This is a genomic window from Xanthomonas sp. CFBP 8443 (assembly GCF_025666195.1).
Taxonomy (GTDB): domain Bacteria; phylum Pseudomonadota; class Gammaproteobacteria; order Xanthomonadales; family Xanthomonadaceae; genus Xanthomonas_A.
Genome location: NZ_CP102592.1, coordinates 1,167,987 through 1,181,365, shown reverse-complemented (window position 1 = coordinate 1,181,365; position 13,379 = coordinate 1,167,987). Strand labels below are relative to the sequence as shown.

The window sequence follows — 13,379 nt, the reverse complement described above, 5'->3', positions numbered from 1 at the left end:
ATCGTGAATCCGCCGTGCAAGCAGGCCCCGTTCCTGGGGCCTGTCGCGTGGCAAACCAGGGACCGCTCAACTCATCGGTTGCGCGATGTCGGCGATGCGGTAACCGGCGCTCTGCACGGTGTGCAGCAGCGGCCGGTCGAACGGCTTGTCGATGATCTTGCGCAGGTTGTACAGATGGCTGCGCAGCGTGTCCGAGTCGGGCAGGCCGTTGCCCCAGATCTCGCGCTCGATCTCCTGGCGGGTGACCACGCGCGGCGATTCGCGCATCAGGATGGTCAGCAGGCGCAGGCCGATCGGCGACAGCTGCAGCTCGGTGCCGGCGCGGGTGGCACGCATGCTCACCGGATCCAGCACCAGGTCGGCCACCTTCAGCACTTCCGAACCGACCTGGCGGCGCTCGCGGCGGATCAGCGCACGCAGGCGCGCTTCCAGTTCCTGGATCGCGAACGGCTTGGTCAGGTAGTCGTCGGCGCCGAAGCCCAGGCCGGTGAGCTTGTCGTCGAGCGTGTCGCGCGCGGTCAGCATCAGCACCGGCGTGGACTTGCGCGCGTCGTTGCGCAGACGGCGGCACACCTCGATGCCGTCCAGGCGCGGCAGCATCAGGTCCAGCACCACCACGTCGTAGCTGTTCTCCGCGGCCAGGCGATACCCGTCCAAGCCGTCGCAGGCGTAATCCACTTCGAATCCGCGGCCTTCCAGGTACTCGCCGATCATCTCGGAGATATTGCGGTTGTCCTCGACGACCAGAACGAGTCCGGAGGTTTCCTTGGTCTGACGCATAGAGCTTCCTCAGTCTTCAGCTTTGTGAAACATGCCGGAAGCGAAGTGGTGATGGCGTGAAGAGCGCTTCATCTGCCTGACCGGCCCGAAAATCACCCGCCGATCAAGGGTTTGAGCTTTGGCCACACGTTGTCCAGGACCTTCGGCTGACCGGCGGCGGTGGGGTGCAGGCCGTCGTCCTGCATCAGCGCCGGGTTCAGCGCCACGCCCTCCAGCAGGAACGGCAACAGCCCGGTCTGGTATTGCTTGGCCAGGTCCGCGTAGATCGCGCGCAGCCGCTGCCGGTAGGCCGGCCCGTAGTTCGGCGGCACGTCGATGCCCAGCAACAGCACCTTGGCGCCGGCGTCGCGGCTGAGCACGATCATCTTTTCCAGGTTGCCGCGCAGCTCGGCCGGGGTCAGCCCGCGCAGCGCGTCGTTGCCGCCGAGTTCGATCACCACCACCGCCGGCCGGTGCTTCTGCAGCAGCCCCGGCAGCCGGGTCCGCGCGCCCGAGGAGGTCTCGCCGCTGATGCTGGCATTGACTACGGCCGGTGGCGCCTGCATCTGTTGTTGCAGGCGGCGCTCCAGCAGCGCCACCCAGCCGGACTGGACCGGGATGTTGTGCGCAGCGCTGAGGCTGTCGCCGACCACCAGGATCGGGCCCGTCGCACCTTTGGCACAGGCGATGGCGGGCAACAGCAGACACCATGCCAAGCAGGCCAGGACCCAGGCGCTGCGCGCCCAGGCCGGCGTTCCTTTCGTATCGTTGCCACGCATCCGGAGATTTCCTCATCGACAGTCTGGCCCCCACTCCCCGCACCGGCATCGCGATCGACGTACGCGATGTCGGCAAATCCGTCAGCGGACCGGAGGGCACGGTCCACATTCTCGACAAGGTCGGATTGACCGTCGGTGAAGGCGACAGCGTCGCCATCGTCGGCGCCTCCGGTTCCGGCAAGACCACCCTGCTCGGCCTGCTCGCCGGGCTGGACCTGCCGACCCGGGGCGAGATCGTCCTGGCCGGGCAGTCGCTCAACGCGCTGGACGAGGAAGCGCGCGCGGCCTTGCGCGCGCGCGAAGTCGGCTTCGTGTTCCAGAGTTTCCATCTGCTGCCGTCGCTGACCGCGGCGGAAAACATCGCGCTACCGCTGGAACTGGCCGGGCGCGAGGATCCGGCGCGGGTGCGCGAGGTGCTGGAAGCGGTCGGGCTGACCGCGCGGGCGCGGCACTACCCACGGCAGCTGTCCGGCGGCGAGCAGCAGCGCGTGGCGCTGGCGCGCGCGTTCGTGGCGCGGCCGCGGATCCTGTTCGCCGACGAACCCACCGGCAGCCTGGACCAGGCCACCGGCCAGCAGATCAGCGACCTGCTGTTCGCGCTCAACGCCGGCAGCGACACCACCTTGGTGCTGGTCACCCACGACCTGCGCCTGGCGCAACGCTGCGAGCACCGCTACCGGCTCGACCGCGGGCGCCTGGGCCTGGCCGAAGCGGTGGCCGACGCATGAACGTGCTGCGCCACGCCGCGCGCGCGCTGCGCCGCGAACTGTTCGCCGGCGACCTGCTGACCGTGTTCGCCGCGCTGGTGCTGGGCGTGGCGGTGATGACCGCGGTCGGCACCCTGGTCGATCGCGTCACCCTGGCGCTGACCGGCAGCGCCGCCGAGGTGATCGGCGGCGATCTCGGCGTCACCGGGCGCCAGGACATCCCCGACGCGTTCGCCGCCGAAGCGCAGCGCCGCGGCGTGCGGCATACGCGCCTGGTCAGCTTTCCCAGCGTGCTGTTCCATGGCGACGCCAGCCAGATGGCCAACATCAAGGCGGTCGCGGCCGGCTACCCGTTGCGCGGCGAACTGCTGGTCGCGCGCGACGCCGCCGGCGCCGGCAGCGAACGCGCCGGCCCGCCGCCGCGCGGCCAGGCCTATGCCGACCCGCGCCTGCTCGAGGCGCTGGGGCTGAAGCTCGGCGACGACCTGGAATTCGGCGCCGGCAGCCTGCGCGTGACCCGGGTGCTGCGCGCCGAGCCGGACGCATCGGGCGAGCTGATGCAGCTGTCGCCGCCGCTGCTGGTCAACCGCGCCGACGTCGACGCCGCCGGCCTGCTCGGCCCCGGCAGCCGCGCCTCGTACCGGCTGATGTTCGCCGGTGCGCCGGGCGAGATCGCCGCGCTGCGCGAATGGCTGGCGCCGCGCGCCAAGGCGTTCCGCCTGGTCGGCATCGAGGACACCCAGCGCGGCGTGCGCGGCGCCTTCGACCGCGCCGGCCGCTTCCTGGCCCTGGCCGCATTGCTGGCGGTGCTGCTGGCCGGCGTCGCTACCGCGCTGGCGGCCAACCGCTTCGCGCTGCGCCGCATCGACAACGTCGCCGTGCTGCGCTGCCTGGGCGCGCGCCAGCGCGACATCCTCGGCGCGCTGGCGCTGCAGTTGCTGCTGCTGGCGATCCCGGCCTGCGCGCTCGGCGTGGGCCTGGGCATGCTGGCGCAGATCGGCCTGGTCGAGGCGCTGGGCAGCCTGATCCCGAACCGGCTGCCGCTGCCGCAGGCGACCCCGGCGCTGGCCGGCGCCGGCATCGGCCTGTTGCTGCTGCTCGGCTTCGGCCTGCCGCCGCTGCTGCGGCTGCGCAACGTGCCGCCGATGCGCGTGCTCAACCGCAGCTTCGCCGCGCTGCCGCCGACCTCGCTGCTGGTCTACGCCGCGGCGCTGGTCGCCACCGTGGTGCTGGCGGTGTACGCCACCGGCGATGGCCTGCTCGCGGCCTGGGTGCTGGGCGGGCTGACCCTGCTGGCCGCGCTCGCCGCGGCGGTCGGCGGCCTGCTGTTGGCCCTGCTGCGGCGACTGCAGTCGCGCCTGCGCGGGCCATGGAAGCTGGGCCTGGCCGCGCTGACCCGGCGCCGCGCGCTGAGCGTGGTGCAGTTGGTCGGGCTGTCGCTGTCGCTGTGCGCGTTGCTGCTGCTGGCGGTGATCGGGCCGGGTCTGCTCGGCCAGTGGCGCGACCGGCTGCCGGCGGACACGCCGAACTACTTCCTGATGAACATCCAGCCCGACCAGGCCGAGCACGTGCTCGCCACGCTGCGCGGGCTGGGCGTCGCCGACGCGGCGGTGGAGCCGTTCAGCACCGGCAAGCTGGTGGCGATCAACGGCAAGCCGCCGCAACGCCAGGACCAGGGACCGGACGACGCCGGCGATGGCGACGGCGTCGACCGGCCGATCAACTTCTCCTGGCGGCATGAATTCCCCGCCGCCAACCGTTTGCTGTCCGGACGTTTCTGGGCTGCCGACAGCACCGCGGCGGAAGCCTCGGTGGAGGAAGCCTGGGCGCAACGCTACGGTCTGAAGCTCGGCGACCGCATCACCCTGCTGCTCGGCGAACAGCAGCGCAGCTTCACCGTGACCAGCATGCGCAAGGCCGACTGGGATTCGTTCCGGGTCAACTTCTTCCTGTTGCTCAACGCCGGTGCGGTGCAGGACGCGCCGTACAACCTGATCTCCGCGTTCCATCTGCCGCGCGGTTCCGCCGCGCAGCTGAGCGGGCTCAGCCGCACCTATCCGAACGTGTCGTTGCTGGACATCGACGCGATCCTGGGACGGGTGCGCGAAGTGATCGACCGCGTGGCGCAGGCGGTGCAGCTGGTGATGGGCTTCAGCCTGCTGGCCGGCGCGCTGGTGTTGCTGGCGGCGCTGCAGGCCACCGCCGGCGAGCGCCGCTACGACAGTGCGGTGCTGCGCACGCTGGGCGCGCGCCGCGGCCAGTTGCGCGGCGCGGTGCTGGTCGAGTTCGGCGCGCTCGGCCTGCTCGCGGCGATCCTGGCGGTCGGCGCGGCGGCGGGCATCGGCGTGGTGGTGGCCAGGCAGGCGTTCGAACTGACGCTGTCGCCGCCGTGGCCGGCGCTGCTGCTGGGTGGGGTCGGCGGCGTGCTGCTGAGCCTGCTCGCCGGTTGGTCGGGCACGCGCCGCATCCTGCGCACGCCGCCGGCGCTGGCGCTGCGCGAGAACTGAGCGCATCGCGGCCGTGTCCGCGGGCCGCGCGCTAGGACGCGTGGCCCGCACGGCATGCAGGACGCTGCAACGCCGGCGATTCGCCGGCGCATTCAGCGCTGCCGTGCAGGACGCGCCTAGCCGATGCGCGACATCCAACTCCGCAACGGCGTGCCGTACCTGGCCTTGCATCCTGGCCGAGACCCGCAGCAGCCCCTACTAAATCGCGAGCGCGCCGACGCCGCAGGCGCTGGATGGAGTAAGTAGGCGCCTGCACAACGCAACAGCGTGCGCGGACACAGGCAAGCGCCAGTCGCGATTCTGGCGGTGCGGTACGAGGAGTGCGAGAACGAAGCCGCCGCCTTGCTGCGCGCCGCGGAGATCTCCCGGCTCAGCCATTGCCGGCAGCGCCGCCTGATCGAGTCGTTCAATCCGCAATGGCTGGACCTGAGCGGCATGTCGATCGGCTTCCCGCTCATCGTCACCTTGCCCGAGCGCAAGGGCCTGGCTATCACTTGGTGACCAACCTGTAGCCGTCGCCGCCGTGCACAGCCGCGCCGGGTCGTCTATGCCAGGCAGCGAAAGGGAAGGCGCCAATGCCGGCCGCCTTCCCACCCTGGCTTCATCGGTGCGCGCGCTCAGCGTTCGGCGGGCGCCGGCTCCACCCACTGCGCGAACACCGCGGCGATCTTGGCGTCGGCCACCGGCTTGCCCTGCTGCACCGCCTCGGCCTGCTCGAACAGCGGCATGATCATCGCCATGCCGTCGAGCTTGGTCTTCAGGTGCACGCCAGGCGGCTTGCCGAGGAACGCGTCCCAGTGCGCGCGCACCTTGGCCCAGTAGCCCTGCGTCGCCTTCCAGTAATCGTAGGCCGGCTTGAAGTCGACCTCGCCGGTCTTGGCGTAGTCGTTGAAGCCGAATTCGCGCGCGATCGGCTGCTGGCTGCCGTCGGGCTTGCGCAGCACCTTGGTGTTGAACTGCTCGTGGGTCCAGCCGGCCGGGGTCAGCGTGTGCCGGTTGATCACCGCCAGCGCGTTGTAGTCGCTGCGCTTGGTGTATTCGCGCCGCGGCAGCGGACGCCAGCTCAGGTCGCTGGTCCAGGTCGGGTGGCCGTCGGCGTAGTCCCAGCGGCCGGTGCCGCAGTAGCGCGGCGCGTCGCTGACCTCGTACACGCACTGGGTCCACGCGCCGCGGATGGCCGCCGCGGCGAGCGGGCGCACCTGCCAGGTCTGGTCGGCGCTGAACTCGAAGCGCTGCGGCGCCTCGTAGCTCCAGTCCTGGCGCCAGTGCTTGGTCACGTGGCCGCTCTTGGTATCGACCAGCAGGTGCTGCAGCACCACCTTGCGCGGGCTGTCCTCGACCACGATCACCACTTCGTTGGCGCCGCTGCGCATCGCCGGCGCGCGCTCGTAGCCGGGCTTGAGCAGCACGGTCTCGTCGAAGGCGAAATCCACCAGGTACTCGCCCTGCATCGCCAGGATGCTGGCGCGGTCGCGTTGCGGATCGGCGTCCTGGGCTTGGGCCAGGCCGGTAGCGGCGAGCAGGAACAGCAGAAGCGTTGATTTCATCGTCGTGGTCGGTCGCGGTAGCTGAGAAAGAAAGAAGGAAATGCGCTACAGGCGCAGCACTGGCCAAGGCCGTTGTGGATCGTGACGCGCGGTCGGCAGGCCGGCGCGGGCGCAGCAGCAGTCGTCGACCAGCACTTCGCCCTCGGCCGCTTCCAGCCGCGCGATGCGCCGGGCGATGCTGGCGCCCAGCGGCGACACGCTGGCGACGCTGGCCGCCAGTTCGCCGTCGCTGGCATGCAGGCGCAGCGCCCGCGCGCGCCAGCTGTCGCCGCTCAGGCGGCCGGCCACGCGCCGCCACAGGCGTTCGGCGACGCCGCCATCGGCGCCGCCGCTGTGGACCGCGGGCAGCGCCGACAGCAATGCGTCCCAGGCGACGAAATCGCTGTCCGGCAGCAGGTACAGGCGCCAGCAGCAGCGTTCCTGGCGGTCGTAGAAGCACAGGCTTTCGAGCAATCCGTCGCTGTCCACGCCGAGTTGCGCGCCGACGCGCAACGCATGGTTCCAGCCCATCAATTCCGTGCCCAGCTGCGCGCGGTACAGGCACAGCACGGTACCCAGTGCGGCCAGCTGCGCCGGGCGCGGCAGCGGCGCGGATGCGGCGATCCGGGTCGCGTCGGTGGTCGCTGGCGCCGCCTTGCCCATGCGCCGCTACCAGTCTAGCGCCAGGCTGACCGAGACGTTGCGCCCGGCGCCGGTATAGCGGTCGAGCACCGTGCTGCTGGCCAGCGTCGCACCGGGCAGCGCGTTCCAGTCGATGTAGCGGCGGTCGGCCAGGTTGAACACGCCGACGTTGAGCTTGGCGCCGGGGGTGAAGTTCCAGTGCGCCAGCAGGTCCAGCGTCGCGTAGCCGGACGGCGTGTAGTACGTGGTCAGCGCCGGGCGCTTCTTCTTCGCCACGACGGTGCCGACCAGTTGCGCGCCCCAGGTGTCGCGGTCGTAGGCCAGGCCGAGCACGCCGCGCAGCGGATCGATCGCGTTCAGCGGCGCGTCGTCGGTCTTGTTGTCGCCGCGCGCATACGCGGCGCTGGAGTGCAACGACCAGCCGGCCCAGCGCGCGGACAGCGCGCCGAAATCGACGCCGGCCTTGGCCTCCACGCCCTTGATCACCACGTGGTCGACGTTGCGCGATTGGTACAGCATCAGGCCGTCGGCGTTGAAGCCGACGAAGCTGTAGGACTCGATGAAATCGCGGTAGTCGTTGTAGTAGCCGCTCAGGCCGAAATAGCCGGCGGCGCTGGCGTAGCGCAGGCCCAGTTCGCCGCCCTTGCTGGTTTCCGGCTTCAGGTCGGGATTGGCGATCGCGGTGTAGCCGACCACCAGGTTGGTGAAGCCGATATTGACGTCGTTGTACGGCGGCGCGCGGAACCCGTGCGCGTAGTTGGCGTACAGCGACCAGGCGTCATCGATGCGCCAGATCGCGCCGAGCTTGGGCGAGACGTTGCTGTCGGTGACCTTCTTCGCCGCCACGCCGGGGTTGTCGTTGGCGAAGATCGCATCGACCTGCGGCGACAGCCGGTAGTAGTCCACGCGCAGGCCCGGGATCAGGCTGAAGCGGCCGTCGGCCAGGCGCATCTCGTCCTGCAGGTAGGCGCCGGCCTTGGTGGTCTCGGTGACCGGGAAGTCGCGCACCGGGAACGTCTCCAGGCCCACCGTCTTGCTGATCGCGCCGCTGCCCAGGTTCTGCGTGTAGCCGTCGCGCTTCTCGTGGGTATCGTTCCACGACAGGTCGATGCCGTAGCTGATGTCGTGGACCACGCTGCCCTGGTCGACGTGCTTGTGCAGGTTGGCCTGCAGCCCGTACAGGCGCTGGTCGAAGTTGTGCTCGGTGTGGCGCAGGGTGTTGTTGCTGCGGCGCTCGTCGGTGCGCTGCAGGCTCTCGCTGTCCTGCCGGTACAGCTGCCACTGCAGGTCGTCGGCGAGCAGCGTGTCGAGCTGGTCCACCTCGTGGGTCAGCGACGCGCGGGCGCGGGTCTGGTGGTCGCGGCCGTGCTGCGACAGGATGCTGGAGGTGACGCTGCTCAGCGCGTCGATGCGGCCGTAGTCCTCGTTGCCTTCCACGGTCAGCTTGAAGCGCTGATTCGCGCTCGGCGCGTAGACCAGCTTGCTGAGCAGGCTGCGGCCGTCGCTGCTGAGCGGATTGGGCGCGGTGCGCGCCGCGCCGGTGCTGCGGTTGTCGCCCTGGGTCTCGCTTTCCTGGCCCTGGCGGTGGCTGACCGCGGCCATGCCGCTCCAGCGCTCGCCGCCGAAGGCGACCAGCGCGCCGCCGAACAGGCCGTCCCACTCGCTCTCGTAGCCGAACTTCAGCCCCACGTAGCTGTGCTTGCCCGGCGCCAGGTAGTCGGCCGGATCCTTGGTCACGTAGGCGACCACGCCGCCGAGCGCGTCCGAGCCGTACAGCGAGCTGGCCGGGCCGCGCACGATCTCGACCCGCTTGAGCGTCTCCATGTCGACGAAGTTGCGGTTGGCGTTGAGGTAGCTGCCGAAGCTGAAGGTGTCCGAGACCGGGATGCCGTCGGTCTGGATCAGCACGCGGTTGCCGTCCAGGCCGCGGATGCGGATGCCGCCGACGCCGCTGAAGCGGCCGCTGTTGCCGGTGACCGACACGCCCGGGGTGTAGCGCAGCAGGTCCTTCAGGTCGTAGACCAGTTCCTGGTCCATCTGCTCGCGGTCGATCACGTCGACGCTGCTGGGCACGTCCACGATCGCGCGCTGGGTGCGGGTGGCGGTGACCTGCAGGCGATCGAAATCGCGCGGGGTGGCGGCATCGGCTGAAGCGACTGAAGCGGCGTCGGCGGCGGGGGCGGCATGTGCGCAGGCGGCCAGGGCCAGCCACAGCGCACCGGTGAGCGGAGCGGTACGGAGCATAGGAGTCATCGGGTGGGTCGCGAAAAGACCTCGGCCAAGCCGGCCCTTAGGCCGGCGCGCGGGCCGAGGGGAGAGAAACGATCGCGACTGCGGGGCGGCCGCGGCGGGACCATGGGTCCGGCCAGGTGGCGGCAGTGTCGAGCGGTGGCCCGGCCGCGCATCGCGCGACCGGGCGGGGATCACTTGGTCAGGATCAGCTTGTCGTTGCTGGTGTGGCGCAGGCGATAGACGCGGTCGCCGTGCTGGATCAGCACCTCGCGGCGCCCTTTCAGCAGCGCCTCGCTGCTGATCGTCTCTTCGGCCGGAACCGCGCGCGGCAGCGAGCGCTCGCGCAGGCTCAGGGTTTCGGGGTGACGCAACAGGACGGGTTGAGCGGTCATGGTCGGGCTCCGTACACAGGGGTCGATACGGATGATAATGATTCTCAATAATTAAGCAAGAGCCGTTCTCGTTTGTAGAGATTCAAGCTGCGAATCGAAATCTCGATATCGAAAGCCCTTGAGAATGGCTGCCAGCGCGTGTGCCCCATGGCCGCGCCGGCATTCGATCCGGGTCCCCGATTCAGGCCACCGCCGCCTCGACCTGCGCCCACCACGCCGCGTCCTCGCGCGCGGCCAGCGGCAGCGCGTCGAAGTTCTCCAGCAACTGCGCGACGCGGCTGGCGCCGAGGATCACCGTGGACACGTGCGGATTGCGCAGGCACCACGCGATCGCCAAGGCCGCCGGCGCCACGCCTTCCGCGGCCGCCAGCGCGGTGAAGGCGCGCGCGCGCTCCACGCGGCGCTGCTCCGGCGAGCCGATCACCTCGTCGTGCAGCCAGGCGTTGCCGGCCTGGCCCAGCCGCGAGGCCGGATCGATGCCGTCGTTGTACTTGCCGGTCAGCAGGCCCGAGGCCAGCGGCGACCAGATCGTGGTGCCCAGGCCCAATTCGGCGTACAGCGGCGCGTATTCCTGCTCCACGCGCTGGCGGTGCAGCAGGTTGTACTGCGGCTGCTCCATCGACGGCCCCTGCAGGCCCAGCGCCTGCGCCAGCTGCGCGGCCTCGCGGATGCGCGCGGCCGGCCATTCGGAGGTGCCCCAGTACAGCACCTTGCCCTGCCGGACCAGCGCGTCCATCGCGCGCACGGTCTCCTCGACCGGGGTGTCGGCGTCGGGGCGGTGGCAGTAGTACAGGTCCAGGTAGTCCACCCGCAGCCGCTTCAACGCGGCGTGGCAGGCGTCGGTGACGTGCTTGCGCGACAACCCGCGCTGGGTCGGGCGCGGCGCGTCGACCGCGCCGAAGTACACCTTGCTGGACACGCAATAGCCATCGCGCGGCAGCCGCAGGTCGGCGATCACGTCGCCCATCACCTGCTCGGCGCGGCCCTGCGCGTAGACCTCGGCGTTGTCGAAGAAGTTGACGCCATGATCCCAGGCAGCGGCGATCAGGTTGCGCGCTTCGTCGCGGCCGATCTGCCCGCCGAAGTTGATCCAGGCGCCGAACGACAGCGCCGACAGCTGCAATCCGGTGGCACCGAGGCGACGGTACTGCATGCGGACTCCTCCTGATACGGGCCGGCGAAGGTGGCCGGCAGACGGTCGCACAGTGTAGCGAGGGGGCCGACGTGTGGCGGCACGCTGCGGCCGGGCCGGGTGCGCGGAAACCGCTTCCAAACCGGAACGCTGGTCCAAGAACGCGCCCGCGGCCGGTTCACCCGAACGGCCACGGCACCCGCCCGGATGCCCGGCGCGACCCGCATCTGGAATGGCCGACATGCTCCAGCGCCAGGTTTTCCGGCGCTGAACGGGGTTTACCTTGCCGCCCGTCACCCCCTGCACTAGGCTTCCTCTCTTTGGTCCGGCGATCCAGGGGAAGCAGATGGTCGAGGGTTTGGGGAGGATCGGCTTCGGCCTGTTCGGGTTGGCGGTGTTGATCGGGATCACCTGGTTGTTCTCGAACAACAAGCGCGCGGTCGATTGGAAGCTGGTCGCGACCGGCCTGATCCTGCAGATCGCCTTCGCTTCGCTGGTGCTGCTGGTGCCGGGCGGACGCGAGGTGTTCGACTGGCTGGGACAGCTGTTCGTGAAGGTGCTGAGCTTCGTCAACGAAGGCTCCAACTTCATCTTCGGCAGCCTGATGGACACCACCAGCAACGGCTTCATCTTCGCCTTCCAGGTGCTGCCGACGATCATCTTCTTCTCGGCGCTGATGGGCGTGCTGTACCACCTGGGGGTGATGCAGGCGGTGGTGCGGGTGATGGCCTGGGCGATCACCAAGGTGATGCGCGTGTCCGGCGCGGAGACCACCAGCGTCTGCGCCAGCGTGTTCATCGGCCAGACCGAGGCGCCGCTGACGGTGCGGCCCTACATCCCGAAGATGACCGAGTCCGAGCTGCTGACGATGATGATCGGCGGCATGGCGCACATCGCCGGCGGCGTGCTGGCCGCCTACGTGGGCATGCTCGGCGGCAGCGATCCGGCGCAGCAGGCGTTCTACGCCAAGCACCTGCTGGCCGCGAGCATCATGGCCGCGCCGGCGACGCTGGTGGTGGCCAAGCTGCTGATCCCGGAGACCGGCACCCCGCTGACCCGCGGCACGGTCAAGATGGAAGTGGAGAAGACCACCAGCAACATCATCGACGCGGCCGCCGCCGGCGCCGGCGACGGCCTGCGCCTGGCGCTGAACATCGGCGCGATGCTGCTGGCCTTCATCGCGCTGATCGCGCTGGTCAACGCGCCGCTGACCTGGCTCGGCGACGCCACCGGCCTGGCCGCGGCGATCGGCCGCCCGACCAACCTGTCCACCATCTTCGGCTACCTGCTGGCGCCGATCGCGTGGGTGATCGGCACGCCGTGGGCGGATGCGACCACGGTCGGCTCGCTGATCGGGCAGAAGGTGGTGATCAACGAGTTCGTGGCGTACAGCGAGCTGTCGAAGATCGTCAAGGGCGAGATTCCCGGCATGCAGCTGAGCAGCGAAGGCCGGCTGATCGCCACCTACGCGCTGTGCGGCTTCGCCAACTTCAGCTCGATCGCGATCCAGATCGGCGGCATCGGCGGCCTGGCCCCGGAACGCCGCCAGGACCTGGCGCGGTTCGGCCTGCGCGCGGTGCTGGGCGGTTCCATCGCCACCTTCATGACCGCCACCATCGCCGGCGTGCTGTCGCACTTCGGCTGATGCAGTCCCCCTTTCCCCAGTTCCCGTTGAGAAGCAGCACATGCCTATGAGTTCGGTCATCGTCGTCGGTTCGTTCAATGTCGACCACGTCTGGCGCTGCGAAACCCTGCCCGCCGCCGGCGCCACCATCGCCGGCCGCTACAGCACCGGCCCCGGCGGCAAGGGCTTCAACCAGGCGGTGGCGGCGGCGCGCGCCGGCGCCCGCACCACCTTCGTCTGCGCGCTCGGCGACGACGCCGGCGGCGCGATGGCGCGCGCGCTCGCGGCGCAGGACGGGATCGACCTGGCCGCCGAGGCCAGCACCGAGCCGACCGGCACCGGCGGCATCTACGTCGACGGCCACGGCCGCAACACCATCGTCATCGGCGCCGGCGCCAACGCCGCGTTGAGCCTGGACTTCGTGCAGGCGCAACGCGCGCTGCTGGGGTCGGCGCGGGTGCTGCTGGCGCAGCTGGAATCGCCGATCGAGACCATCGAGGGCACCTTGGCGCTGGCACGCGAGACCGGCCTGACCACGGTGCTCAACGCGGCGCCGGCCAATGCGCAGACCAGCATCGGCCTGCTCAAGCTGGCCGACGTGCTGACCCCGAACGAAACCGAGTTCGCCGCGCTGCTGGCGCGCCACGTCGGCGAGCGGGTGGAGGCCGACGACGTCGCCGCGGTCGACGGCGGCAGCCTGCACGCGCTGTGCCGCAAGCTGCTGCCGGGCGGCACCGTGGTGGTGACGCTGGGCGCGGTGGGCGCGTTCATCTCGCATCCGGACGAGCGCATGCGCGGCGACACCCAGCCGTACTACCGCATCGGCGCCGAGTCCGCGCAGACCGTGGACACCACCGGCGCCGGCGATGCCTTCAACGGCGCGCTGGTGGCCTCACTGGCGCAGTCGCCCAACGCCAGCTTCGCCACCCACGTGCGCTTCGCCAACCACTACGCGGCGCGTTCGACCGAGGCAGAAGGCGCTGCGGCATCGATGCCCGCGCTGGTGCCCGACGCCGGCTGAGCCGCCGGCAATATCCACCCAGGTCCAGCCAAAGCGCCCGTCGCCGCGGCGGGCGCGC

General features: G+C 70.4%; 12 protein-coding genes. 5 read left to right on the top strand and 7 right to left on the bottom strand.

Annotated features, from left to right (window positions below; translation table 11 throughout):
* Positions 1-66: 66 nt before the first annotated feature.
* Positions 67-780, bottom strand: coding sequence for a response regulator transcription factor (locus NUG20_RS04895; RefSeq protein ID WP_003481607.1), 714 nt, complete (start codon positions 778-780; stop codon positions 67-69).
* A gap of 92 nt (positions 781-872) precedes the next feature.
* Positions 873-1,538: an arylesterase gene (locus NUG20_RS04890; protein ID WP_263397328.1), complete on the bottom strand. Its 666-nt coding sequence runs from the start codon at positions 1,536-1,538 to the stop codon at positions 873-875.
* A gap of 125 nt (positions 1,539-1,663) precedes the next feature.
* Between NUG20_RS04890 and NUG20_RS04885 the strand changes: the two genes are divergently transcribed.
* From NUG20_RS04885 to NUG20_RS04875, 3 genes are all read left to right on the top strand, one after another.
* Positions 1,664-2,266 carry an ABC transporter ATP-binding protein gene (locus tag NUG20_RS04885; protein ID WP_263397327.1) on the top strand — a complete coding sequence of 201 codons (603 nt, stop codon included), beginning with the start codon at positions 1,664-1,666 and terminating at the stop codon, positions 2,264-2,266.
* Complete coding sequence (locus NUG20_RS04880) at positions 2,263-4,752, top strand: ABC transporter permease (protein WP_263397326.1); 2,490 nt, start codon at positions 2,263-2,265, stop codon at positions 4,750-4,752. Before NUG20_RS04885 ends, NUG20_RS04880 begins: the two co-directional genes overlap by 4 nt.
* 306 nt (positions 4,753-5,058) lie before the next feature.
* Positions 5,059-5,253 (top strand): hypothetical protein, encoded by a 195-nt coding sequence (locus tag NUG20_RS04875; protein WP_263397325.1) that lies wholly within the window; start codon positions 5,059-5,061, stop codon positions 5,251-5,253.
* Positions 5,254-5,369: 116 nt separating this feature from the next.
* Here NUG20_RS04875 and NUG20_RS04870 read toward each other — a convergent pair whose 3' ends face one another.
* From NUG20_RS04870 to NUG20_RS04850, 5 genes are all read right to left on the bottom strand, one after another.
* Positions 5,370-6,299 carry a DUF6607 family protein gene (locus NUG20_RS04870; RefSeq protein ID WP_263397324.1) on the bottom strand — a complete coding sequence of 310 codons (930 nt, stop codon included), beginning with the start codon at positions 6,297-6,299 and terminating at the stop codon, positions 5,370-5,372.
* Between the two features lie 45 nt (positions 6,300-6,344).
* Complete coding sequence (locus NUG20_RS04865) at positions 6,345-6,941, bottom strand: ChuX/HutX family heme-like substrate-binding protein (RefSeq protein WP_263397323.1); 597 nt, start codon at positions 6,939-6,941, stop codon at positions 6,345-6,347.
* A 6-nt stretch (positions 6,942-6,947) separates the two neighbouring features.
* On the bottom strand, positions 6,948-9,164 hold the full coding sequence (locus NUG20_RS04860) for a TonB-dependent hemoglobin/transferrin/lactoferrin family receptor (RefSeq protein WP_263397322.1): 2,217 nt from the start codon (positions 9,162-9,164) through the stop codon (positions 6,948-6,950).
* A 179-nt stretch (positions 9,165-9,343) separates the two neighbouring features.
* Entirely contained in the window at positions 9,344-9,544 is a 201-nt protein-coding gene (locus NUG20_RS04855; protein ID WP_263397321.1) for a hemin uptake protein HemP, read from the bottom strand.
* Positions 9,545-9,725: 181 nt separating this feature from the next.
* On the bottom strand, positions 9,726-10,697 hold the full coding sequence (locus tag NUG20_RS04850; RefSeq protein WP_263397320.1) for an aldo/keto reductase: 972 nt from the start codon (positions 10,695-10,697) through the stop codon (positions 9,726-9,728).
* Between the two features lie 325 nt (positions 10,698-11,022).
* Between NUG20_RS04850 and NUG20_RS04845 the strand changes: the two genes are divergently transcribed.
* Both NUG20_RS04845 and NUG20_RS04840 read left to right on the top strand, forming a co-directional pair.
* A complete protein-coding gene (locus NUG20_RS04845) occupies positions 11,023-12,321 on the top strand; it encodes a NupC/NupG family nucleoside CNT transporter (RefSeq protein ID WP_263397319.1) in 1,299 nt (432 codons plus the stop codon).
* Between the two features lie 46 nt (positions 12,322-12,367).
* The gene (locus NUG20_RS04840; protein WP_263398393.1) at positions 12,368-13,321 is read left to right on the top strand and encodes a ribokinase; all 954 of its coding nucleotides are present in this window, start codon (positions 12,368-12,370) and stop codon (positions 13,319-13,321) included.
* The last annotated feature ends 58 nt before the right edge of the window (positions 13,322-13,379 follow it).

Bases quoted from the DNA above. Each gene is read 5' to 3' on its own strand.
- NUG20_RS04895 (WP_003481607.1), bottom strand. From the start codon at position 780: ATGCGTCAGACCAAGGAAACCTCCGGACTCGTTCTGGTCGTCGAGGAC.
- NUG20_RS04890 (WP_263397328.1), bottom strand. From the start codon at position 1,538: ATGCGTGGCAACGATACGAAAGGAACGCCGGCCTGGGCGCGCAGCGCC.
- NUG20_RS04880 (WP_263397326.1), top strand. From the start codon at position 2,263: ATGAACGTGCTGCGCCACGCCGCGCGCGCGCTGCGCCGCGAACTGTTC.
- NUG20_RS04870 (WP_263397324.1), bottom strand. From the start codon at position 6,299: ATGAAATCAACGCTTCTGCTGTTCCTGCTCGCCGCTACCGGCCTGGCC.
- NUG20_RS04865 (WP_263397323.1), bottom strand. From the start codon at position 6,941: ATGGGCAAGGCGGCGCCAGCGACCACCGACGCGACCCGGATCGCCGCA.
- NUG20_RS04860 (WP_263397322.1), bottom strand. From the start codon at position 9,164: ATGCTCCGTACCGCTCCGCTCACCGGTGCGCTGTGGCTGGCCCTGGCC.
- NUG20_RS04855 (WP_263397321.1), bottom strand. From the start codon at position 9,544: ATGACCGCTCAACCCGTCCTGTTGCGTCACCCCGAAACCCTGAGCCTG.
- NUG20_RS04850 (WP_263397320.1), bottom strand. From the start codon at position 10,697: ATGCAGTACCGTCGCCTCGGTGCCACCGGATTGCAGCTGTCGGCGCTG.
- NUG20_RS04845 (WP_263397319.1), top strand. From the start codon at position 11,023: ATGGTCGAGGGTTTGGGGAGGATCGGCTTCGGCCTGTTCGGGTTGGCG.
- NUG20_RS04840 (WP_263398393.1), top strand. From the start codon at position 12,368: ATGAGTTCGGTCATCGTCGTCGGTTCGTTCAATGTCGACCACGTCTGG.